Annotated in this window: 22 protein-coding genes; 17 read left to right on the top strand and 5 right to left on the bottom strand. The window is 55.1% G+C overall.

The genetic code is table 11. The features are described from left to right. Positions 1 to 62: 62 nt before the first annotated feature. On the bottom strand, positions 63 to 2,483 hold the full coding sequence (plsB, locus tag L466_RS00155; protein WP_020882845.1) for a glycerol-3-phosphate 1-O-acyltransferase PlsB: 2,421 nt from the start codon (positions 2,481 to 2,483) through the stop codon (positions 63 to 65). Positions 2,484 to 2,637: 154 nt separating this feature from the next. Between plsB and L466_RS00160 the strand changes: the two genes are divergently transcribed. From L466_RS00160 to L466_RS00175, 4 genes are all read left to right on the top strand, one after another. Next, positions 2,638 to 3,006, top strand: coding sequence for a diacylglycerol kinase (locus L466_RS00160; protein WP_032681923.1), 369 nt, complete (start codon positions 2,638 to 2,640; stop codon positions 3,004 to 3,006). Positions 3,007 to 3,114: 108 nt separating this feature from the next. Continuing rightward, positions 3,115 to 3,723, top strand: coding sequence for a transcriptional repressor LexA (lexA, locus tag L466_RS00165; RefSeq protein ID WP_014168203.1), 609 nt, complete (start codon positions 3,115 to 3,117; stop codon positions 3,721 to 3,723). A 63-nt stretch (positions 3,724 to 3,786) separates the two neighbouring features. Continuing rightward, positions 3,787 to 5,124 carry an MATE family efflux transporter DinF gene (gene dinF / locus L466_RS00170; RefSeq protein WP_032681922.1) on the top strand — a complete coding sequence of 446 codons (1,338 nt, stop codon included), beginning with the start codon at positions 3,787 to 3,789 and terminating at the stop codon, positions 5,122 to 5,124. A gap of 119 nt (positions 5,125 to 5,243) precedes the next feature. Continuing rightward, positions 5,244 to 5,453 (top strand): CsbD family protein, encoded by a 210-nt coding sequence (locus L466_RS00175; RefSeq protein WP_014168205.1) that lies wholly within the window; start codon positions 5,244 to 5,246, stop codon positions 5,451 to 5,453. 48 nt (positions 5,454 to 5,501) lie between these two features. Here L466_RS00175 and zur read toward each other — a convergent pair whose 3' ends face one another. Beyond that, positions 5,502 to 6,014, bottom strand: coding sequence for a zinc uptake transcriptional repressor Zur (gene zur, locus L466_RS00180; RefSeq protein ID WP_014168206.1), 513 nt, complete (start codon positions 6,012 to 6,014; stop codon positions 5,502 to 5,504). Between the two features lie 115 nt (positions 6,015 to 6,129). Here zur and L466_RS00185 point away from each other — a divergent pair, with 115 nt between their 5' ends. From L466_RS00185 to pspG, 4 genes are all read left to right on the top strand, one after another. Continuing rightward, positions 6,130 to 6,618, top strand: a complete 489-nt coding sequence (locus tag L466_RS00185) for a cupin domain-containing protein (protein ID WP_025206396.1) — start codon at positions 6,130 to 6,132, stop codon at positions 6,616 to 6,618. A gap of 221 nt (positions 6,619 to 6,839) precedes the next feature. Next, entirely contained in the window at positions 6,840 to 8,099 is a 1,260-nt protein-coding gene (gene traF / locus L466_RS00190; protein WP_153853120.1) for a conjugal transfer protein TraF, read from the top strand. A gap of 82 nt (positions 8,100 to 8,181) precedes the next feature. Further along, the gene (gene dusA / locus L466_RS00195) at positions 8,182 to 9,177 is read left to right on the top strand and encodes a tRNA dihydrouridine(20/20a) synthase DusA (RefSeq protein ID WP_032681921.1); all 996 of its coding nucleotides are present in this window, start codon (positions 8,182 to 8,184) and stop codon (positions 9,175 to 9,177) included. Positions 9,178 to 9,313: 136 nt separating this feature from the next. Then, positions 9,314 to 9,556 (top strand): envelope stress response protein PspG, encoded by a 243-nt coding sequence (pspG, locus tag L466_RS00200; protein WP_020882842.1) that lies wholly within the window; start codon positions 9,314 to 9,316, stop codon positions 9,554 to 9,556. 184 nt (positions 9,557 to 9,740) lie between these two features. On the opposite strand, the gene L466_RS00205 is transcribed toward pspG, so the two are convergent. Further along, complete coding sequence (locus L466_RS00205) at positions 9,741 to 10,724, bottom strand: quinone oxidoreductase (protein ID WP_014168211.1); 984 nt, start codon at positions 10,722 to 10,724, stop codon at positions 9,741 to 9,743. 66 nt (positions 10,725 to 10,790) lie between these two features. Here L466_RS00205 and dnaB point away from each other — a divergent pair, with 66 nt between their 5' ends. The 8 genes from dnaB to L466_RS00245 all read left to right on the top strand — a co-directional run bounded on the left by dnaB (position 10,791) and on the right by L466_RS00245 (position 18,008). After that, positions 10,791 to 12,203 (top strand): replicative DNA helicase, encoded by a 1,413-nt coding sequence (gene dnaB / locus L466_RS00210; protein WP_008503375.1) that lies wholly within the window; start codon positions 10,791 to 10,793, stop codon positions 12,201 to 12,203. Positions 12,204 to 12,219: 16 nt separating this feature from the next. Continuing rightward, positions 12,220 to 13,299, top strand: a complete 1,080-nt coding sequence (gene alr / locus L466_RS00215) for an alanine racemase (protein ID WP_014168212.1) — start codon at positions 12,220 to 12,222, stop codon at positions 13,297 to 13,299. A gap of 22 nt (positions 13,300 to 13,321) precedes the next feature. Next, a complete protein-coding gene (gene pnuC / locus L466_RS00220) occupies positions 13,322 to 13,879 on the top strand; it encodes a nicotinamide riboside transporter PnuC (RefSeq protein ID WP_032681919.1) in 558 nt (185 codons plus the stop codon). After that, a complete protein-coding gene (locus tag L466_RS00225; protein ID WP_032681917.1) occupies positions 13,876 to 14,886 on the top strand; it encodes an AAA family ATPase in 1,011 nt (336 codons plus the stop codon). Before pnuC ends, L466_RS00225 begins: the two co-directional genes overlap by 4 nt. Before the next feature lie 75 nt (positions 14,887 to 14,961). Further along, positions 14,962 to 16,155: an aromatic amino acid transaminase gene (gene tyrB / locus L466_RS00230; RefSeq protein ID WP_032679391.1), complete on the top strand. Its 1,194-nt coding sequence runs from the start codon at positions 14,962 to 14,964 to the stop codon at positions 16,153 to 16,155. A gap of 253 nt (positions 16,156 to 16,408) precedes the next feature. Beyond that, positions 16,409 to 17,122 (top strand): acid phosphatase AphA, encoded by a 714-nt coding sequence (gene aphA, locus L466_RS00235; RefSeq protein ID WP_014168217.1) that lies wholly within the window; start codon positions 16,409 to 16,411, stop codon positions 17,120 to 17,122. Positions 17,123 to 17,235: 113 nt separating this feature from the next. Continuing rightward, positions 17,236 to 17,652, top strand: coding sequence for a secondary thiamine-phosphate synthase enzyme YjbQ (locus tag L466_RS00240; protein WP_014168218.1), 417 nt, complete (start codon positions 17,236 to 17,238; stop codon positions 17,650 to 17,652). A 2-nt stretch (positions 17,653 to 17,654) separates the two neighbouring features. Further along, a complete protein-coding gene (locus L466_RS00245; RefSeq protein ID WP_014168219.1) occupies positions 17,655 to 18,008 on the top strand; it encodes an MmcQ/YjbR family DNA-binding protein in 354 nt (117 codons plus the stop codon). 3 nt (positions 18,009 to 18,011) lie between these two features. On the opposite strand, the gene uvrA is transcribed toward L466_RS00245, so the two are convergent. Continuing rightward, on the bottom strand, positions 18,012 to 20,834 hold the full coding sequence (uvrA, locus tag L466_RS00250; protein ID WP_014168220.1) for an excinuclease ABC subunit UvrA: 2,823 nt from the start codon (positions 20,832 to 20,834) through the stop codon (positions 18,012 to 18,014). Between the two features lie 251 nt (positions 20,835 to 21,085). Here uvrA and ssb1 point away from each other — a divergent pair, with 251 nt between their 5' ends. Then, complete coding sequence (gene ssb1 / locus L466_RS00255) at positions 21,086 to 21,613, top strand: single-stranded DNA-binding protein SSB1 (protein WP_020882840.1); 528 nt, start codon at positions 21,086 to 21,088, stop codon at positions 21,611 to 21,613. Positions 21,614 to 21,676: 63 nt separating this feature from the next. Here the strand turns inward: ssb1 and L466_RS00260 are convergent, their stop codons facing one another. After that, on the bottom strand, positions 21,677 to 21,958 hold the full coding sequence (locus L466_RS00260) for a YjcB family protein (RefSeq protein WP_032681916.1): 282 nt from the start codon (positions 21,956 to 21,958) through the stop codon (positions 21,677 to 21,679). Between the last annotated feature and the right edge of the window lie 481 nt (positions 21,959 to 22,439).

The following is a 22,439-nucleotide window of genomic DNA, read 5'->3' as shown; positions in this document are numbered from 1 at the left end:
AAACGGCAGCCAGAAGGCTGCCGTTTTTGTTTTCATCGCAGGTCATCAGACCGCTGCACGCTTCATTCGCCTTGCGTCGCACTTTCAATCGTTAAACGCACATCAGACGTGATCAGTTCGGCCAGCATCTGGTACACCTTCAGCGTCTCTTCCGGCTCGGCATCGCCCGTATCACTGATAAATCCTTCATCACGCAGCGTCAGCACCAGAGAGCTGAAGACCGCTTTGTCGAAGAATTCCGGGGCGTTAATCCCGTGCAGAACAGACAGGCGCTGTGCCAGCGTCCGGCTCTCTTTCTCGAGCGTACCGCGGTTAATGGACGGATTCGCGCTCAGCAACCAGAAGGTGATGGCGTAGCGCTGCAGCGTTTCACGCGCGCCCGCCGCCAGCAGTTGCAGGGTACGGGACCGTGACGGATTGATATGCAGCTCGTCGTTCGTGACGGTAATCAGCCCCTGACGACGCAGCTCTTCGGTCAGTTTATCCAGCTCAGTCGCCAGTTCGTCCTTGTCCCAGCGCAGGAACAGCTCCGCTTTCAGCATTGGATAGAGCGTTTCAACATGACGCAACAGCTCCTGACGCGAGATGCGACGATGCTGGGTGATGATGGCCGCCATGAGCGAGGGCAGCATTAGCATATGCGCGATGTTGTTGCGATAGTAAGTCATCAGCACCGCCTGCTCGCGCGGGAGAATGATGATGTCGCCGATGGTGTCCTTTTCGACTTCAAACTTGTTCATCTGCAGGGCATGCTCGATAAGCTCGCTTGCTGTGCTTACCGGTACGGTCGAATCCACCGAGTACGGCACGTTGCGCATCATGTCCAGATAGCAATCCAGCTGCTCCGTAAGCTGTTCACGGGTCAGTGAACGCTGACGAGAGGCCAGAAGCGCCGTACAGCACAGGTTCATGGCGTTTGCCGCACCGGCGTTGTTAATACGCACCATCAGTTCAGAGGCGATGCTGTTGACCGTAGGCGTCAGCCAGGCCGGGCGAATCGCTTCGATAGGATCGATAGACTCGCGCCACTCCGGAACATGGTTGTTCAGGTAGGTCATCAGCGGCATCGGCTCGCCAAAGTTGACGTAGCCCTGGCCAAGGTTGCGTAACTTGCTCAGGCCGCGCAGCATCTGCGGCAGGCTCTCTTTCTCTTTGGTCGCACCGCGCAGCTCTTTGGCGTAGGTGCCCACTTCCATCACGTGCTCGTAGCCAATGTAGATGGGTACCAGAGTGATCGGGCGGGTTCCCCCGCGCAGCATCGCCTGAATGGTCATCGACAGCGTGCCGGTTTTAGGATCGAGCAGACGACCGGTACGGGAGCGACCTCCTTCCACGAAGTATTCAACGGAATAACCGCGGCTGAACAGCTCGCCAAGATATTCACGGAATACGGTGGAGTAGAGCTTGTTGCCCTTAAAGGTACGACGGATAAAGAACGCCCCCAGGCGGCGGAAAATCGGGCCGGCTGGCCAGAAGTTCAGGTTAATGCCGGCAGCGATGTGCGGCGGTACCAGACCCTGGTGATAGAGCACATAGGAGAGGAGCAGATAGTCCATGTGGCTGCGGTGGCAGGGGACATAGACAATCTCATGGCCATCATGGGCCAGCTGGCGTACGCGCTCGGCGTTATGAACGTTGATGCCCTGATAGAGGCGGTTCCACGTAAAGCCCAGAATACGATCGGAAAGACGAATCATCTCGTAAGAGAAGTTCGCTGCAATCTCTTCCATCAGTGCAATAGCGTTCTGCTGTGCTTTCTCATGGGAAATCTTTTTGCTGCGCGCTTCGTCTTCAACGGCCCTGGCAATCGCTTTGGAGGCCAGCAGCTTGTTGAACAGGTCCTGACGTGCAGGAAGACGCGGGCCGACGGCAGCCAGACGCTGACGGGCGAAGTGCATACGCGCCACGCGCGCCAGTTTTTGCGCGATAATCTTGTCGGTGCCGTGCTCGTCCGCCATACGGCGCAGCGAAACGGATGGGGAGAAACGCACGAAGCTGTCACGTCCCAGCCAGGAGACCGCGAAGAATTTCTGAATGCCGTTAAGCATGCGCAGCGGTGGGTTCTCTTCACCTTTCTCTCTGCCCGGGCGGCGACCAAACATCACCGATACCGGCACCATCTGCACATCCAGACCCGGATTGCTGCGGTGCAGGTCGAGATAGTCGTGGAAAAGCTTGATGGACTCTTCCTTTGGCGTGTAATAGGTAAACACGCGCGGCCCGCCGTGAATGAACACATAGCGCGGCAGCAGAGTGCCGTCGACTTCGAGGGGTTCAAGCGGGTCAGGTAAATCATGCGCCAGACACTGGGCGCGAAGCGTCAGTAGGTCTGCCTTCGAGTTATAAGGCAAAACGTACATAATTGGGCGTGACGTATCGAGCCCCAATTCCAGCGCGGGTTCCGCTGGGATAGACTTGCTTTTTACCAGGACGCTTAATGGTAAATTAAGTAATTTGTAGTAAATTCGTGGCCAGCCGGACATAAACGATGTAAAGCCTCTGGTTAATAATGCAATTGCGGCGCAAGGATAACAGAAAGCGCGCAAAATTTCTGTTGTTACCCGTCATACTTCAGGCAGCAGCGAAACACGCTGCGCCTACTGTTACTGACGCTATTTTAATTAAAAGGTTCTTTTAATGGCCAATAATACCACTGGGTTAACCCGAATCATCAAAGCCGCCGGCTATTCATGGAAAGGTTTCCGTGCCGCGTGGGTCAATGAAGCCGCGTTTCGCCAGGAGGGCGTCGCCGCTATCATCACGGTGATTATCGCCTGTTTCCTTGATGTTGATGCGATTACCCGCGTTTTGTTGATCGGCTCCGTGCTGTTGGTGATGATAGTGGAAATTCTCAATAGCGCTATTGAGGCCGTGGTGGACCGTATCGGCTCTGATTTCCATGAGCTCTCCGGCCGGGCGAAAGACATGGGGTCTGCTGCCGTATTGCTGGCGATTATCACTGCGGTCATCACTTGGGTCACGCTGCTTTGGTCACATTTCCGATAAGCCTCGAGAAATAATTAAGTCCCTGGTTTTTTGTGCAGTTTTTGGTTCCAAAATCGCCTTTGACTGTATATACTCACAGCATAACTGTATATACACCCAGGGGGCGGAATGAAAGCGTTAACGACCAGGCAGCAAGAGGTGTTTGATCTCATCCGGGATCATATCGGCCAGACGGGTATGCCACCCACGCGTGCGGAGATCGCTCAGCGTCTGGGTTTCCGTTCTCCGAATGCTGCCGAAGAACACCTGAAAGCGCTGGCGCGTAAAGGCGTCATTGAGATTGTATCGGGCGCTTCACGTGGCATCCGTCTGCTGGTGGAAGAAGAGACAGGCATTCCGCTGGTGGGCCGTGTCGCGGCAGGTGAACCTTTGCTGGCACAACAGCATATTGAAGGTCACTACCAGGTTGACCCAGGCATGTTTAAACCGAGCGCAGATTTCCTGCTGCGCGTCAGCGGCATGTCGATGAAAGATATCGGTATTCTGGACGGCGATCTGCTCGCAGTTCATAAAACCCAGGACGTGCGCAACGGGCAAGTTGTGGTCGCGCGTATTGACGATGAAGTTACCGTTAAGCGTCTGAAAAAGCAGGGTAACACCGTCCAGTTACTGCCTGAAAACAACGAGTTCTCCCCGATTGTGGTGGATCTCCGCGAACATAACTTCTCTATTGAAGGGCTGGCTGTTGGGGTTATCCGCAACGGTGAATGGCTGTAATCATGTCATAACAGGCTACGGACCTGCCGTAGCCTGATTCAATCTCCACTGCCGGTATTTTTCATGTCACTGCTGACGACATCAGATAAGGCATTGTGGCGTCTTGCACTGCCAATGATTTTTTCCAATATCACCGTCCCTCTGCTGGGACTGGTAGACACGGCTGTTATTGGTCATCTGGATTCCCCCGTTTATCTGGGCGGCGTCGCGATCGGCGCGACGGCAACCAGCTTCCTTTTTATGCTGCTGCTCTTTTTGCGCATGAGTACCACCGGGCTTACGGCTCAGGCGTACGGCGCAAAAGATCCGTTGCGTCTGGCGCGTGCGCTGGTACAACCCTTGATCCTTGCCCTGGGCGCGGGTGCGCTGATCGTGGTGTTGCGCACGCCACTGATTGATCTGGCGCTGCATGTCGTTGGCGGTAGCGAGGCGGTACTTGAGCAGGCGCGGCGCTTCCTTGAAATTCGCTGGCTCAGCGCGCCTGCATCACTGGCGAACCTGGTTCTGCTTGGCTGGTTACTCGGCGTGCAGTATGCCCGTGCGCCAGTCATTCTGCTGGTGGCAGGCAATCTTCTCAACATCGTGCTTGATGTCTGGCTGGTGATGGGTCTGCATATGAACGTGCAGGGCGCCGCGCTGGCGACGGCAATTGCAGAATACGGTACCTTTTTCATCGGCCTGTGGATGGTCTGGCGCGTGCTGGCCCTGCGCGGTATCTCGCTTGCGATGCTCAAAACCGCGTGGCGCGATAATATCCGCACGCTGCTGGCGCTCAACCGCGACATTATGCTGCGCTCGTTACTGCTTCAGCTCTGCTTTGGCGCGCTGACGGTCTTTGGGGCGCGACTTGGGCCGGAGATCGTCGCGGTTAATGCGGTCCTGATGACGCTGCTGACATTTACCGCGTATGCGCTGGATGGCTTTGCCTATGCCGTTGAAGCCCATTCCGGGCAAGCGTATGGCGCACGCGAAAGCGGCCAGCTCCGCGAGGTGTGGCGGGCCGCCTGTCGTCAGTCAGGCCTGGTGGCGCTGGCGTTTGCACTCATTTACGCCTGTCTGGGTGAACAGATCGTTGCTTTACTCACCTCCCTCCCATCGCTGCGCGAACTGGCGAGTCACTATCTCTTCTGGCAGGCAATCTTACCGGTGGTGGGCGTGTGGTGTTATCTGCTGGACGGCATGTTTATTGGCGCGACGCGAGGTGCGGAGATGCGCAATAGCATGGCGGTCGCTGCGGCGGGATTTGGTCTGACGTTGCTGACGCTGCCGTATCTGGGCAACCACGGTTTGTGGCTGGCTCTGGCGGTTTTCCTCGCGTTACGTGGTCTGTCGCTGGCCTTTATCTGGCATCGTCACTGGCGAAATAACACCTGGCTGCCTTCCCGCCACGATATATCGTGACGGTTAAAGATTCCGAATATAAAAACAACTGCCGGATCCTTAACTACAATAATAATCACGTCCAGCAGAAAAGAACGAAGCGGACGAAACTTACAGACGCTTAACACGAGGACACGATTATGAATAAAGACGAAATCGGCGGCAACTGGAAGCAGTTCAAAGGTAAAGCGAAAGAACAGTGGGGTAAGCTGACGGATGATGATATGACCATCATCGAAGGTAAACGCGATCAGCTGGTGGGTAAAATTCAGGAACGTTACGGCTACGAGAAAGATCGTGCTGAAAACGAAGTGAAAGACTGGGAAACCCGTAACGATTATCGCTGGTAATCCTTTACTCCCCCTGAGGGCGGCTTCGGGCCGCCTTTTCTTTTGCCGTTAACGCGGCTTTTTCTTCACCAGTACCGAATGGTCGTGCTGGCACTCATCCTGGTGACGACAGGCTTCTACCTCTACGCAGGCTGAGCACAGGCCGTGCGCTTCAATCACGTTATGACGCAACGCAAAGCCCATTTTGGCTGCCAGCGTATGCATAATATCTTCAACGCCTTCCGCACCTTCTTCCTTCACGCTGCCGCAGCGATCGCAGATAAACATGGCCGACGTATGGGTTGGCTGATCGAACAGATGGCACAGCACATAGCTGTTTGTCGATTCAACTTTATGCACAAAGCCCTGTTCCAGCAGGAAATCCAGCGCGCGGTACACCGTTGGCGGTTTAGCCTGTGGCTCGCTTTCGCGCAGCAGATCAAGCAGATCGTACGCGCTGATCGCGCCCTGCTGCAGGCTCATCAAACGTAATACTTCAAGGCGCTGCGGAGTCAGGCGCACATTGCGTTGCACGCACAGCTTTTCTGCCTGCGCTAACAGCTCTTTTGTGGACTTATCCATTTAGCACCCCGGATGTTATAGGCTGGAAAACCCCCACTTTATCATGTTCTGCTAAAAACACCGAGATCCGCCAGGCTGTGCTATACCTGACGCAACGCAATCCGGGGAATAAACGATGAAAAGACCTGACTGTATTCGACACTGGCGCGACGTAGAAGGCGCAGATGACTCAACCTATCCCGACAGTAGTGAACGTTTTGCCATTGGCGCACCGCTGGCGCGTAAGCTCGGCCTTGGACGCATTGGCATACACCATGAGCGTTTACCGCCAGGCCGACGGACCTCTTATCCACATGCTGAAAGCGACGAAGAAGAGTTTATCTACGTGCTTGAAGGCTACCCTGAAGCCTGGATTAACGGATATTTATGGAAACTTGAACCTGGCGACAGCGTGGGCTTTCCCGCCGGAACCGGGGTCTGTCATACCTTCATCAACAACACCGACGAGGAGGTACGGCTCCTGGTGGTGGGTGAGGCCAACAAGAAGCATAACCGTATCTATTACCCGCTTAATCCGGAGTACGCCGCCACGCGCGAAGATCGCTGGGTAGACCACCCTCCTCAGTTTTTTGGACCGCACGATGGAAAACCTGGGAAAAAATAATTTCCTCTTCTATAAATATTGAGGGCCGTCACAAATAACTACAGGCCTGGCGGGAATTTAACTTAAGGAAATGGCGGGTCTTTTTGCACTTATTCACAGCAATAGTTCGTTCCTGTTTGGGAGATAACAGACAGGGGTTATTTAATAACAGACTATAAGACGAGCATACTGTGAAAAAACATTTTAAATTTTCGGTGGTTAGCATCGCTGTCTCCTTGTTTATGGCAAATCAGGCGGGAGCAGCCAATACCTGGACAGAATCACGTAGCGACGCCATGGGGGGCACGGGTGTCGCGGCCGGAAACTATGGCAGCGGGGCGTTAATCAACCCTGCGCTACTGGCGAAGGCGAAACCGGACGACGATGTGACGGTCATTTTACCGTCCGCTGGCGTGCAGGTGACCGATGAAGACAATCTTCAGGATGAGATTGATACCATCAACGATAAAATCAACCATTACAAAGACGTGGTTGATAACCTTACACCGATTGAGATCATTACCAACCCGTTAGGTTCCATCAACCAGTTCCAGGGCGCGGCGAAAGATCTCGCCGATGAGCTGGACTATCTTAAGGGCAAAACGGCACGCGCCACGGCGGGTGCGGGGATAGCCGTCAGTATTCCTAACGATGTCCTTTCCGTGGCCTTTATGGCTAAAGGCTATGCCCACGGACGCGTCAGTTCTTCTATTGATCAGCAAGATATTGATTACCTGCGCGGTATTCAACGCAGCGATGCGGTGGCTGCCGGCGTTGCACTGGACGCTGCGCTAAACGGCACCGATCAAATCACGAAAAACCTCAACTCAACGGCGTCTGGCCGGGCGGCAATTGTCTCCGACTATGGTATCGCGGTGGCGCGTCAGTTCGAGCTTGGCGGTGTTCCGGTGTCTGTTGGCGTGACTCCAAAACTGCAAAAGACCTGGGTCTATAACTACACCACCTCCATTTACGATTATGACAGCAACAAGTGGAACGACAGCCGCTACCGTACTGACGACACCGGCTTTAACGTTGATGCCGGTATCGCGGCCGATTTTGGTGAACACTGGACGGTCGGCGTGAGCGGGCAAAACCTGATGTCACGCGATATCGACACCAAAGACATTCGCATCCGCAACGGGCGCACGGGTGAGGTGGTGAGCTATAAAGACACCTACCAGATCCGCCCTCTGGTTACCGCGGGTGCCGCCTGGCATAACGATCTGGTGACGTTAACCGCCGATGGCGATCTGACGGAAACCAAAGGCTTCAAAAGCGAAGACACTTCTCAGTATGTTGGCGTAGGCGCCGAAGTGACGCCGCTGAACTGGCTGGCGGTGCGTGCGGGTTTCCGTGCTGACATGAAAGGTAACGACAGCAATGTCTTTACTGGCGGTGTCGGTTTTGCACCGTTTAACACGGTCCATGTCGACCTGATGGGCCTGTACGGGGAAGACGAGACCTGGGGCGCAGGCGCCCAGCTGAGCATGACCTTCTAAAGTGCACCGGAGGCGCTGCGCCTCCGGCTTTTCTTTGTGCTATAGTAGCGCCCCCTTTTCACCAGATGCTTAAAACTTCGCCATGTCGTCAGAATTACAGACTGCTTTCCCTGCACACCGTTTCTCCATTGCGCCGATGCTCGACTGGACGGACAGACACTGTCGCTACTTCCTGCGTCAGCTCTCCCGCCATACGCTGCTGTACACCGAAATGGTGACCACCGGAGCAATTATTCACGGAAAGGGCGACTATCTGGCCTACAGCGAAGAAGAGCATCCGGTTGCGCTGCAGCTTGGCGGTAGCGATCCCGCTGCGCTGGCGCAGTGTGCGAAGCTTGCAGAAGCGCGCGGCTATGACGAGATTAACCTTAACGTTGGCTGTCCGTCTGATCGTGTGCAGAACGGCATGTTCGGCGCGTGTCTGATGGGCAATGCATCCCTGGTGGCAGACTGCATCAAGGCGATGCGCGATGTGGTTTCCATTCCGGTGACGGTCAAGACCCGTATCGGCATTGACGACCAGGACAGCTACGAATTTCTCTGCGATTTTATCAATACGGTCTCCGGGAAAGGCGAGTGCGAGATGTTTATCATCCATGCGCGTAAAGCCTGGCTCTCCGGACTTAGCCCGAAAGAGAACCGTGAAATCCCGCCGCTGGACTACCCGCGCGTGTACCAGCTAAAACGTGACTTCCCGCAGCTCACGATGTCGATCAACGGCGGCATTACGTCGCTGGAAGAGGCCAAAACACACCTGGAGCATATGGATGGCGTAATGGTCGGGCGAGAGGCGTATCAAAATCCAGGCATTCTGGCGACGGTCGACAGGGAAATCTTTGGCGTTGAAGGCGCAGATACCGACCCGGTGGCCGTGGTACGCGCCATGTATCCCTACATTGAGCGTGAGCTGAGTAACGGGACGTATCTTGGTCATATCACCCGTCATATGCTGGGCCTGTTCCAGGGGATCCCGGGAGCACGCCAGTGGCGTCGCTACCTTAGCGAGAACGCGCATAAAGCCGGTGCAGACATCGAGGTGCTGGAACACGCGCTACGTCTGGTCGCTGATAAGCGATAATTTTCGCTAAAAGATCGTCAAATTCACCACGCCTCGCACACCCGTGCGGGGCGTTTTGCTTTAAGAACAGCGGGTTATGGTTGGCATGATTCTTGTAATGATCGCGGTATCATTCGGGAACGCGTGGGAGAGCACCATGTTAGAACTACTTTTTGTGATTGGCTTTTTTGTCATGCTGATGATGACGGGGATTTCCCTGCTCGGGATTCTGGCGGCTATCGTCGTGGCGACGGTGGTCATGTTTATCGGGGGATTATTTGCCCTGACGCTGAAGCTCCTGCCGTGGCTGCTGCTGGCCATTGCCGTGGTGTGGGTGATACGGGCGATTAAATCACCAAAACTGCCCACTTATCAGCGCAATAACCGTTTTCGTTACTAAGGTATTGAGGTGTTCGTCACATACCTGCAACTTTTCCGGCAGCATTGCTTAGAACAGAATAGGATTTACTTATCGAATCTGTCACTATGACTGCCGCTAAAGAATTCATCGAGCTGTACCCTACATACAGCCGAACTAAAAAAAGAAAGGGCTTCCCACGGGAAGCCCAATTTCTTTTTAGGGGTCAGGGAATTAACAGACTTGAACCCTGTGTCGCTCTGCTCTCCAGCACCTCATGTGCACGCCTGGCATCGGTTAGCGCGTATTTCTGCGCCTCCGCCACATCCACTTTAATCACGCCGCTGGCGATCAGCGAAAAGAGCTCGTTGCTGGCCTCGATCAGCTCTTCCCGGTTAGTGATATACCCCTGCAGGGAAGGGCGAGTCACATACAGCGACCCTTTCTGGTTGAGAATGCCAAGATTAATGCCGGTCACGGCGCCCGAGGCGTTGCCGAAGCTCACCATCAGACCGCGACGCTGCAGACAATCCAGCGACGCCTCCCAGGTATCTTTACCCACCGAGTCATAAACCACGCGCACCTTTTTGCCGTTGGTTATCTCTTTGAGGCGCTCAGCAATGCTCTCTTCACGGTAGTTAATCACCTGCCAGGCGCCGGCCTGAAGCGCGCGCTGGGCTTTTTGTGCACTGCCCACCGTGCCGATAAGTTTTGCACCGAGCGCTTTGGCCCACTGACAGGCGATCAGCCCCACGCCGCCCGCCGCGGCATGAAACAGGAACTGCTCGTCAGGTTTGATCTCATAGGTTTTGCGCAGCAGATAATAGACCGTTAGCCCTTTCAGGAATGAGGCGGCCGCTTGTTCAAACGAGATGGCATTTGGCAGAAGGGCGGCTTTATCGGCCGGCACGTTGTGCACGGAACTGTAGGCACCCAGCGCGGATTGCGCGTACACCACGCGATCGCCCTCTTTAATATGCTTAACGGCGCTGCCCACTTTGAGCACGACGCCTGCCGCTTCCGTTCCCAGTCCGCTTGGCATGGAGGGAGGCGGATAGAGACCGCCGCGAATATAGGTGTCGATGTAGTTAATGCCGATGGCTTTGTTTTCAACCTGAACTTCGTTTTCACCAGGCGCTGCGGGGGTAAACTCCACCGCGTTTAACACTTCTGGCCCACCATGTTTCTGGAATTCAATGCGCGTTGCCATGCTCCCTCCGTCAGAAAAATATGGTAATCTTTCGACCCACTCTTTATCTCGGTAACTCCATTCACTATGGCAGGAAACAAACCCTTCAACAAACAGACTGAACCTCGCGAGCGTGATTTCCAGGTCGCAGGATTAAAAGTCCCGCCGCACTCGATTGAAGCGGAACAGTCGGTGTTGGGCGGTTTAATGCTGGATAACGAACGCTGGGACGACGTCGCCGAGCGCGTGGTCTCCGAGGATTTCTATACCCGTCCGCACCGTCATATCTTTACCGAAATGGCACGTCTGCAGGAGTCGGGCAGCCCGATTGACCTTATCACGCTCGCGGAATCGCTGGAGCGTCAGGGGCAACTGGACAGCGTGGGTGGGTTTGCTTACCTGGCGGAACTGTCAAAAAACACGCCAAGTGCGGCGAATATCAGCGCTTATGCCGATATTGTGCGCGAACGTGCAGTTGTTCGTGAGATGATCTCGGTGGCGAATGAGATCGCCGAAGCCGGTTTTGATCCGCAGGGGCGTACCAGCGAAGACCTGCTTGATCTGGCCGAGTCCCGCGTCTTTAAAATCGCGGAAAGCCGGGCAAACAAAGACGAAGGCCCGAAAAATATCGCTGATGTGCTTGATGCTACCGTCGCGCGTATTGAGCAACTGTTCCAGCAGCCGCACGACGGTGTCACCGGCGTGAACACCGGCTATGACGATCTCAATAAGAAAACCGCGGGTCTGCAGCCGTCAGATTTGATTATCGTTGCGGCGCGTCCCTCCATGGGTAAAACGACATTTGCGATGAACCTCGTCGAAAATGCGGCGATGTTGCAGGACAAGCCGGTTCTTATCTTCAGTCTTGAGATGCCATCAGAACAGATCATGATGCGTTCTCTGGCGTCGCTGTCGCGCGTGGATCAGACCCGTATCCGTACCGGCCAGCTCGACGATGAGGACTGGGCGCGTATCTCCGGCACCATGGGTATCCTGCTGGAAAAACGGAATATTTATATCGATGATTCCTCCGGCCTGACGCCGACGGAAGTGCGCTCCCGTGCGCGCCGTATCGCCCGTGAACATGGCGGCATTGGCCTTATCATGATTGACTACCTTCAACTGATGCGCGTGCCGTCGCTGTCCGACAACCGTACGCTGGAAATCGCGGAGATTTCCCGCTCGCTCAAGGCGTTAGCCAAAGAGTTGCATGTGCCCGTGGTGGCGCTGTCGCAGCTTAACCGCTCCCTGGAACAACGTGCTGATAAGCGCCCGGTCAACTCCGACCTGCGTGAATCGGGCTCCATCGAGCAGGATGCCGACTTAATCATGTTCATCTACCGTGATGAGGTTTATCACGAGAACAGCGACCTGAAAGGGATCGCCGAAATTATTATTGGTAAACAACGTAACGGCCCTATCGGTACGGTACGTCTGACCTTTAACGGACAGTGGTCGCGTTTCGACAACTATGCCGGTCCTCAATATGATGATGAGTAATTTCTAAGGAATTCAAATGCAAGCGGCAACTGTAGTCATTAACCGCCGCGCTCTGCGACACAACCTGCAACGTCTGCGTGAACTGGCTCCCGCCAGTAAACTCGTTGCAGTCGTGAAAGCGAACGCTTACGGACACGGTCTTATTGAGACCGCGCGAACGCTCCCCGATGCCGACGCCTTTGGCGTCGCCCGTCTTGAAGAAGCCATCCGCCTGCGCGCGGGTGGGATCACTCAACCGATTTTGCTGCTGGAAGGCTTTTTTGAAGCGGCAGATCTGCCGACCATTGCTGATCAGCATCTGCACACCGCGGTACATAACGAAGAACAACTCGCGGCGCTGGAAACTGCCGAACTGAGTGAGCCTGTCACCGTCTGGATGAAGCTCGATACCGGCATGCACCGTCTGGGCGTGCGCCCGGAAAAGGCGGACGCGTTTTATCAGCGTCTGTGTCAGTGCAAAAACGTCCGTCAGCCGGTGAATATCGTGAGCCACTTTGCCCGTGCCGATGAACCCGAGTGTGGCGCGACCGAGCAGCAGCTGGATATTTTTAATACTTTCTGCGAAGGCAAGCCAGGAATGCGCTCCATTGCCGCGTCTGGCGGTATTTTGCTATGGCCGCAGTCGCACTTCGACTGGGCGCGTCCAGGCATTATTCTTTACGGCGTCTCTCCGCTGGAGAACAGACCCTGGGGGCCGGATTTTGGTTTCCAGCCGGTAATGTCCCTTGTGTCTAACCTGATTGCCGTGCGCGATCACAAAGCGGGTGAGCCCGTGGGCTACGGCGGAACCTGGACCAGCGAGCGCGACACACGCCTTGGCGTGGTGGCGATGGGCTATGGCGACGGTTATCCCCGTGCCGCGCCGTCCGGCACGCCGGTGCTGGTCAATGGCCGTGAAGCGAACATCGTGGGCCGCGTGGCGATGGACATGATCTGTATTGACCTCGGACCAGATGCACAGGATAAACCGGGTGATGACGTGGTGATGTGGGGTGAGGGTTTGCCTGTTGAACGCATCGCTGAAATCACAAAAGTGAGTGCTTACGAACTTATCACGCGCCTGACATCAAGGGTTGCGATGAAGTACATCGACTAACAGACCTTTCCAGGGAGGGGTAATGTCACCATCCGAAATGGCCGCTTGTCTGGCTTATGCCCTCTCGGTCTGGCTGGCTGCCAGAAACAGTATTCACACGTGGTGGATAGGCATCATCGGCAGTGGGCTTTATGGCTGGGTCTTTTATTCGGTTCAGCTTTACGCAGACGTTACCCTGCAGCTCTTTTTCATCATCACCAGCATCACCGGCTGGGTGCACTGGCTCAAAGGTCATCGCGGGGAGGTATTGCCCGTTCGGCGTACCCGGCCCAGACATTTCTTCATCCTGCTCGCCTGCGCCCTGCTGGTGGCCGCGGGTTATGGCCTGATCTTGCATCGCTACACTAACGCCTGGGCCCCCTGGGTGGACTCTGTTATTTTGACATTTAGCGTGCTTGCACAGTTTATGTTAATGGGGCGACGCCTGGAGAACTGGTACGTCTGGCTGGCTGTAAACACGCTGGCGGTACCGTTATATGCGATGAGAGATCTGCATTTGACCGCGGGTTTATATCTGGTGTTTTGGTTTAATGCCTGGCACGGTTTATATCAGTGGCGTAAGGAGATTCGCACCCAGTGAAGCCTTATCGCGACGGTCTGGTTGTGGGCAAATTCGCGCCATTACACGTGGGGCATGAAGCGCTGATAAATGCTGCGCTGGCCCAGTGTGAGACGGTCTATATCATCAGTTATTCGCGTCCGGAAATCCCGGATTATGACCCCGACAAGCGCCTTCACTGGTTAAGCGCGCGCTTCCCGCAATGTCATCACCTTGTGCTGACGCCGGAGGTCATCGCGACCCATGCGCTTGAACCACTGCCGCATAATGATGCGGATGCCGATCTTCACCGACATTACGTGGCAACGCTGTGTGAAAAAATACTTCACTGCCAGCCACAGGCCGTATTTACCGCCGAAGACTACGGCGACGGATTTGCGGCGGTGTTAAGCCAGCGTTTTGGCAAGCAGGTTACGCATGTCCGCCTCCAGCGTCCGAAAGGGCCTGAGGCGCCCTCGGGAACCCTGATACGTTCTGACGTCCATCGCTACCGCACGATGATGTCCCCGGAGGTCTACCGTAGCTTTGTCTTTCGGATTTGTTTATTGGGGGGCGAATCGACAGGAAAAAGCACGCTTTCCCGCGCGCTGGCGACGACGCTCAACGCCCCATTTGTCGCCGAGTTTGGCCGAGAATACTGGGAAGAGAAGAATGGCGTGCTGGGATGCGACGATCTGCTGCATATTGCCCGCGAGCAGGTGCGTCGTGAAGCGATGGCCAGCACGGCTCCCTTCCTGGTTTGCGATACCTCGCCCTTAACCACGCTGTTTTATATGCTCGACCAGTTTGGCAGCGCGCCACGCGAGCTAGAGGAATTAGCCGGGCGCGCATATTCTCTGGTGGTGCTCTGTGGCGATGAGTTTCCTTTTGTTCAGGATGGTACCCGTCAGGGGGCTGCATTCCGCCAGCGGCAACAGGCATGGTACATCCGCGCGTTAACAGACAGAAATATCCCCTATCTGCCTGTTTCTGGTTCGCTCGCTGAACGCATTGAACAGATTCGACGACATCTGCAGGAACGGATCTGATATCGCTCTCGATCTTCTGTCATATCCGGTTTATTGTTGAAATCCCTGCCTCATCGAATTCCGGAGAATCATCGCGTGTTTCAGAAAGTTGACGCCTATGCCGGCGACCCCATTCTCTCCTTAATGGAGCGTTTCAAAGAAGATCCTCGCAGCGACAAAGTCAACCTCAGTATTGGTTTGTATTACAACGAGGAGGGCATTATTCCTCAGCTGCAAGCCGTGGCAGAAGCGGAAGCGCGTCTTAACGCTGTCCCGCACGGAGCCTCGCTCTATCTGCCAATGGAAGGGTTAAACAGCTACCGCAATACCATTGCGCCGCTGCTGTTTGGTGCCGATCACGCCGTGCTGACACAAAAACGGGTGGCGACCATCCAGACGCTGGGTGGCTCGGGCGCATTAAAAGTTGGCGCTGACTTTCTGAAAAAATACTTCCCGGATTCTGGCGTGTGGGTCAGTGACCCGACGTGGGAAAACCACGTGGCGATTTTTGAGGGCGCGGGCTTTACGGTGCAGACCTATCCGTGGTTTGACAGCGAAACCAACGGCGTGCGCGTTGACGCGCTGCTGGAAAAACTGAATACGCTGCCGGAGCGCAGTATTGTTCTGCTGCATCCGTGCTGCCATAACCCGACCGGTGCAGACCTGACTAATGCCCAGTGGGATGCGGTAATCGACGTGCTGAAGACGCGTAACCTGATCCCCTTCCTCGACATCGCCTATCAGGGCTTTGGCGCGGGCATGGAAGAAGATGCCTACGCTATCCGCGCCGTTGCCAGCGCTGGACTGCCTGCGCTGGTCAGCAACTCGTTCTCAAAAATCTTCTCCCTGTACGGTGAGCGCGTCGGCGGCCTGTCAGTGGTCTGTGAGGACGCTGAAGCAGCCGGGCGTGTGCTCGGTCAGCTGAAGGCGACCGTGCGCCGCATTTACTCCAGCCCGCCAAACTTTGGTGCGCAGGTGGTCGCCACGGTGCTGGGTGACGATCGGCTGAAAGCGTCGTGGCTCGCCGAAGTGGAATCTATGCGCAAGCGCATCCTGACGATGCGTCAGGAGCTGGTCGACGTGCTGAAAGAGGCCGTCCCAGGGCATAATTTTGACTATCTGCTTAAGCAGCGTGGGATGTTCAGCTACACCGGCCTCAGCGCGGCTCAGGTCGATCGCCTGCGTGAAGAGTTCGGCGTCTACCTGATTTCCAGCGGCCGTATGTGCGTGGCGGGGCTTAATGCCAGCAACGTTCATCGTGTTGCGCAGGCGTTTGCTGCAGTGATGTAAGCGCTCACTATCATCCCTCTCTCCCTGCGGGAGAGGGCCGAATGAGAGCATCAGGACGCACAAAAATCTTGCCCGGTGGCGCTGCGTCTACCGGGCTTTCAGACCCCATCCGCGCTTTGTGATCTTCTTCTTTTTATTCAGCTTCATAAGTAAAAACTCCTTCCCTTCATCTCCCCCCGGGGTTATGGTCGGATAGTTTTTTGACCATTCACTCAAAATAAAACGATAACAAACTGAATATTCAGGGGAAAACATGCGCAAGATCACACTGGCGCTCAGCGCCGCCTGCTTATTGTTCTCGCTAAATAGTGCCGTCGTCGCGCGCGCTTCCGCACCGACGCCGCTTTACACCGGCACAACAGCCGCCATGCTTGCCGAGCAAGCACCTGTTCACTGGGTATCCGTAGCCCAAATCGAAAATAGCCTGTTAGGGCGCCCGCCAATGGCTGTAGGCTTTGATATCGACGATACGGTCCTGTTTTCCAGCCCGGGATTCTGGCGGGGCAAAAAAACCTACTCACCGGACAGCGAAGCGTATCTGAAGAACCCCGAGTTCTGGGAAAAGATGAATAACGGCTGGGACGAGTTCAGCATTCCTAAAGAGGTGGCGCGCGCGCTTATCGCCATGCACGTTAAACGCGGTGACAGCATTTACTTTGTGACCGGACGCAGCCAGACCAAAACCGAAACCGTCTCTAAAACGCTGCAGGATGATTTTCAGATCCCGGCTTCCAGCATGAATCCGGTTATTTTTGCCGGCGACAAACCCGGCCAAAACACCAAAACCCAATGGCTGGAACAGAAGAACATCAAAGTCTTCTATGGCGATTCAGATAACGATATCACCGCCGCGCATGACGTCGGAGCCAGAGGGATCAGGGTGTTACGCGCCTCAAACTCTACGTATCGACCGTTGCCCATGGCCGGAAAGTTTGGCGAAGAAGTAATTGTTAATTCTGAGTATTAACCGCCGGGCGGCGAGGCTGCCTCTTTTTTAATCAAATCTCGCCGCTGTGGGTTTTACCTTTCGCTTTCTTGCTGCACACTTAGAAAGATTCATCTTTCATAACGGAGCAGCACATGTGGTATCAACAGACCCTGACCTTAAGCGCGAAACCTCGTGGATTTCATTTGGTGACTGATGAAGTCATTGGGCAAATTCGCGACCTCTCGCGCATCAGGACGGGGTTACTGCATCTGCTGCTTCAGCACACATCAGCCTCTCTCACGCTTAATGAAAATTGCGATCCCACCGTCCGGTCTGACATGGAGCAGCATTTTCTCAAAACCGTTCCGGACAACGCCCCTTATGAACACGACTATGAGGGAGCAGATGACATGCCGTCGCATATCAAATCCTCTCTGCTGGGCGTATCGCTGATGCTGCCGGTGCACAATGGTCGGTTACTGCTGGGAACGTGGCAGGGGATCTGGCTGGGAGAACATCGTATTCACGGTGGTTCGCGTAAAATTATCGCAACGCTACAAGGGGAATAAAGATGACAATTTCGGAGCTACTTCAGTACTGCATGAGTAAACCTGGCGCGGAGCAAAGCGTTCACAGCGACTGGAAAGCCACGCAGATTAAAGTGGGGGATATTCTGTTTGCGATGGTGAAAGAGGTTGAGGGTCGCCCGGCGGCGTCACTGAAAACCAGCCCGGAACTGGCGGAGCTGTTACGCCAGCAGCACCATGACGTCCGGCCAAGCAAGCATCTCAACAAAGCGCACTGGAGCACCGTTTATCTCGACGGTTCACTGCCGGGTTCGCAAATTTACTATCTGGTGGACGCGTCTTATCAGCAGGCGGTAGAGCTGCTGCCGGAAGCGACCCGACAGCAACTCTCCGTGTGACAATTACAGCAACGGTTTGAGGAAGCGCGCGGTGTGCGAGGCTTCGCACTCTGCAACGGTCTCTGGCGTACCGGAGACGAGGATTTCACCGCCGCCGCTGCCGCCTTCCGGGCCGAGATCGACAATCCAGTCCGCGGTTTTAATCACGTCCAGGTTGTGTTCAATGACCACAATCGTGTTGCCCTGATCGCGAAGCTGATGCAGAACATCAAGCAGCTGCTGGATATCGGCAAAGTGCAGACCGGTGGTCGGCTCATCGAGAATGTACAGCGTCTGGCCGGTACCGCGTTTGGAGAGCTCACGCGCCAGCTTCACGCGCTGTGCTTCACCGCCAGACAGCGTGGTGGCAGACTGCCCCAGACGAATATAGGTCAGGCCCACATCCATCAGCGTCTGCAGCTTACGCGCCAGCGCAGGGACCGCGTCAAAGAACTCACGCGCCTCTTCGATGGTCATATCCAGCACTTCGTGGATAGTTTTGCCTTTGTACTTAATCTCCAGCGTTTCGCGGTTATAGCGTTTGCCTTTGCACTGGTCGCACGGCACGTAGATATCCGGCAGGAAGTGCATCTCAACCTTGATAACCCCGTCGCCCTGGCACGCTTCACAGCGTCCGCCGCGCACGTTAAAGCTGAAACGTCCTGGCGTATACCCGCGTGAACGCGCTTCCGGCACACCTGCAAACAGTTCACGTACGGGTGTGAACACGCCCGTATAGGTGGCAGGGTTGGAACGCGGAGTCCGCCCGATTGGACTCTGATCGATATCGATCACTTTATCGAAATGCTCCAGCCCCTGGATGTCACGGTACGGCGCCGGTTCGGCCAGCGTCGCGCCGTTCAGCTGCGTCTGCGCAATCGGGAACAGCGTATCGTTGATCAGCGTCGACTTACCGGAACCGGATACGCCGGTGATACAGGTAAACAGCCCAACCGGCAGCGTCAGCGTCACATCTTTCAGGTTGTTGCCGCGGGCGCCGGTCAGCTTTAGCACTTTTTCCGGGTTCGCCGGTACACGCTGTTTCGGCACTTCAATCTTGCGCTTGCCGCTCATGTACTGGCCGGTCAATGACTCCGGCACCGCCATAATATCTTTCAGCGTTCCTTCCGCGACCACCTGGCCGCCGTGTACGCCAGCGCCCGGGCCGATATCGATAACGTGGTCAGCGGCGCGGATCGCGTCTTCATCGTGCTCAACCACAATCACCGTGTTACCGAGATTACGCAGGTGGACAAGCGTGCCGAGCAGACGCTCGTTGTCACGCTGGTGCAGGCCGATTGAGGGTTCATCCAGCACATACATCACGCCGACGAGGCCTGCGCCAATCTGGCTCGCGAGGCGGATACGCTGAGCTTCGCCACCGGAGAGGGTCTCTGCGGAGCGGGAAAGCGTCAGGTAATTCAGGCCGACGTTCACCAGGAACTTCAGACGATCGCCGATCTCTTTCAGGACTTTTTCCGCGATTTTCGCGCGCTGGCCGGAGAGCTTCAGGTTGTTGAAGAAGTCCATCGCGTGACCGATGCTCATGTCTGAGATGGTCGGCAGCGCCGTGTTTTCAACAAACACATGGCGAGCTTCACGGCGCAGACGCGTACCTTCACAGGTCGCACAGGAACGGTTGCTGATAAACTTCGCCAGCTCCTCGCGAACCGCGCTGGATTCGGTCTCTTTGTAGCGGCGCTCCATATTGTGCAGCACCCCTTCAAACGGGTGACGGCGCACGGAGGTATCACCGCGATCGTTCATGTACTTGAACTCGATGTTCTCTTTGCCGGAACCGAACAGCACCACTTTGTGCACGTTCGGGTTCAGGCTGGCCCACGGGGCTTCGACGTCGAATTTGTAGTGCTCTGCCAGCGACTTCAGCATCTGGAAATAGTAGAAGTTGCGACGATCCCATCCGCGGATCGCACCGCCAGCCAGCGACAGCTCCGGGTTTTGGATCACGCGGTCCGGGTCAAAATATTGCTGTACGCCCAGCCCGTCACACGTCGGACAGGCGCCCGCCGGGTTGTTGAACGAGAACAGACGCGGCTCCAGCTCGCGCATGCTGTAACCACAAATCGGACAGGCAAAGTTGGCGGAGAAGAGCAGCTCTTCCGCTTTCGGGTTGTCCATATCGGAGACCACGGCCGTACCGCCAGAGAGTTCCAGCGCGGTTTCGAAGGATTCGGCCAGGCGGGTCGCCAGATCGTCACGGACTTTGAAACGGTCAATCACCACTTCGATGGTGTGCTTCTTCTGCAGCTCCAGCTTAGGCGGATCCGACAGGTCACACACTTCGCCGTCGATACGGGCGCGGATATAGCCCTGGCTTGCCAGGTTCTCCAGCGTTTTGGTGTGCTCGCCCTTACGTTCTTTAATGATGGGCGCCAGCAGCATCAGGCGTTTACCTTCCGGCTGCGACAGCACGTTATCCACCATCTGGCTTACGGTCTGCGCGGCCAGTGGGACGTCGTGATCCGGGCAGCGCGGCTCACCCACGCGTGCATACAGCAGACGCAGGTAGTCATGAATTTCGGTAATCGTACCAACCGTTGAACGCGGGTTATGCGAGGTGGATTTCTGCTCAATGGAGATAGCAGGTGATAACCCTTCGATATGGTCTACATCCGGTTTTTCCATCAGTGACAGGAACTGACGTGCGTATGCAGAGAGTGACTCCACGTAACGACGCTGTCCTTCGGCATATAAAGTGTCGAAAGCCAGTGAGGATTTGCCAGACCCCGAAAGCCCGGTCACGACGATGAGTTTGTCGCGAGGGATTATGAGGTTGATATTCTTGAGATTGTGGGTGCGGGCGCCCCGAACTTCGATCTTATCCATTCACCTTTCCCGGTTGGAACACGGATTGCCTGGTTTGTTTGAAGGACAAACGGCTGTCAGAAACGGCTAATTATGACACAAAATGACCTGTTTGAATATACAGTATTGGAATGCATTTTCTGATTCACTGTGTAATAATGTCGAGTTCGCGAGAGATTTCGGAACCGACTACGCAACTATGCAAATTGCAGCGTGGAAATGGTACACTCGCGCGTTTACACTATTAAGAAACGTATTCAGGAGACACGAACATGGCCAGCAGAGGCGTAAACAAGGTGATTCTCGTCGGTAATCTGGGCCAGGACCCGGAAGTACGCTACATGCCGAGTGGTGGCGCAGTTGCCAACATTACGCTGGCTACTTCCGAATCCTGGCGTGATAAAGCGACCGGTGAGATGAAAGAGCAGACCGAATGGCACCGCGTTGTGCTGTTTGGCAAACTGGCGGAAGTGGCTGGTGAGTATCTGCGTAAAGGTTCTCAGGTTTATATTGAAGGCCAGCTGCGTACCCGCAAATGGACCGATCAAGCCGGCGCTGAGAAGTACACCACGGAGGTTGTGGTCAACGTGGGTGGCACCATGCAGATGCTCGGTGGCCGTCAGGGCGGTGGCGCACCAGCAGGTGGCGGTCAGCAGCAGCAGGGCGGTTGGGGTCAGCCTCAGCAGCCACAGGGCGGCAACCAGTTCAGCGGTGGCGCGCAGTCTCGCCCACAGCAGCAGTCCGCGCCAGCACCGTCTAACGAACCCCCAATGGACTTCGACGACGATATTCCGTTCTGATATCCGACTGTTTAAAACAAAAAACCCAGACCTCGGTCTGGGTTTTTTTATTCATCTCAGGGATCAGGTAATCACCATCGGCCAGTCTGGCGGGGTATGGCTCATGGCTTCCACCATGACGACTTTAATATTTTCCCAGACGACAGCGAGATCCAGCAGGGTGATGCCAAGCAGGCCCGTTGCGAACCAGCATGCTGCGCCCAACCCCAACAGGGTGCTGATGACAGCAAGGCCAGCATAGTCAGATTTACGAAACTGAATATTTAGCGTGCTGGCCAGGAACATCAGCACCGCACTTAACAAAGGCCAGCGCAGGAGAACCATGCTGGTAGTAATGGTTGCCATAAAACCCATCCTCAACAAAGCAGACGAACTGAATGAAACAGTGTTTCTCGTTACACAATATGTGTGAACTATATCACATTTGTTGATTTATTCGCCAGCCTCAGACGGGTGAAAAAAGCAGGAATTATCACAGCCAGGCGTCGCACGAGGATTGAGGGGAAAATATATCTTTGCACGCTAATGACCCCCTTTTATCGCTTCCAGGTAATAAATTCATTGAGATAACAAATCCTCTGCAAATTGAGGTGTGCTGTAGAACGTTTACAGCAACAACCCTTTGGATTATGCTTGAGTGGATAAATAAATTTACTCGCATTCTATAATTCAGGTTTTTGAATTTTATTGGTTTTTTTCTCTTTGTACGTTTTTAATTACACACAACGTCTCGCACTCCAGCTGTGCTGATATTCAGCATCCTGCTCTGGCTCGCCGATTTTTGAATCTGAAGAAAGTTGCGTCCGGTTTAACGCTTAATAATCTG

It is taken from the genome of Enterobacter sp. BIDMC 30, assembly GCF_000534355.1.
Classification (GTDB): domain Bacteria; phylum Pseudomonadota; class Gammaproteobacteria; order Enterobacterales; family Enterobacteriaceae; genus Enterobacter; species Enterobacter ludwigii.
Note: the sequence above shows the minus strand (reverse complement) of the source record. Positions and strands in the feature narration are given on the sequence as shown.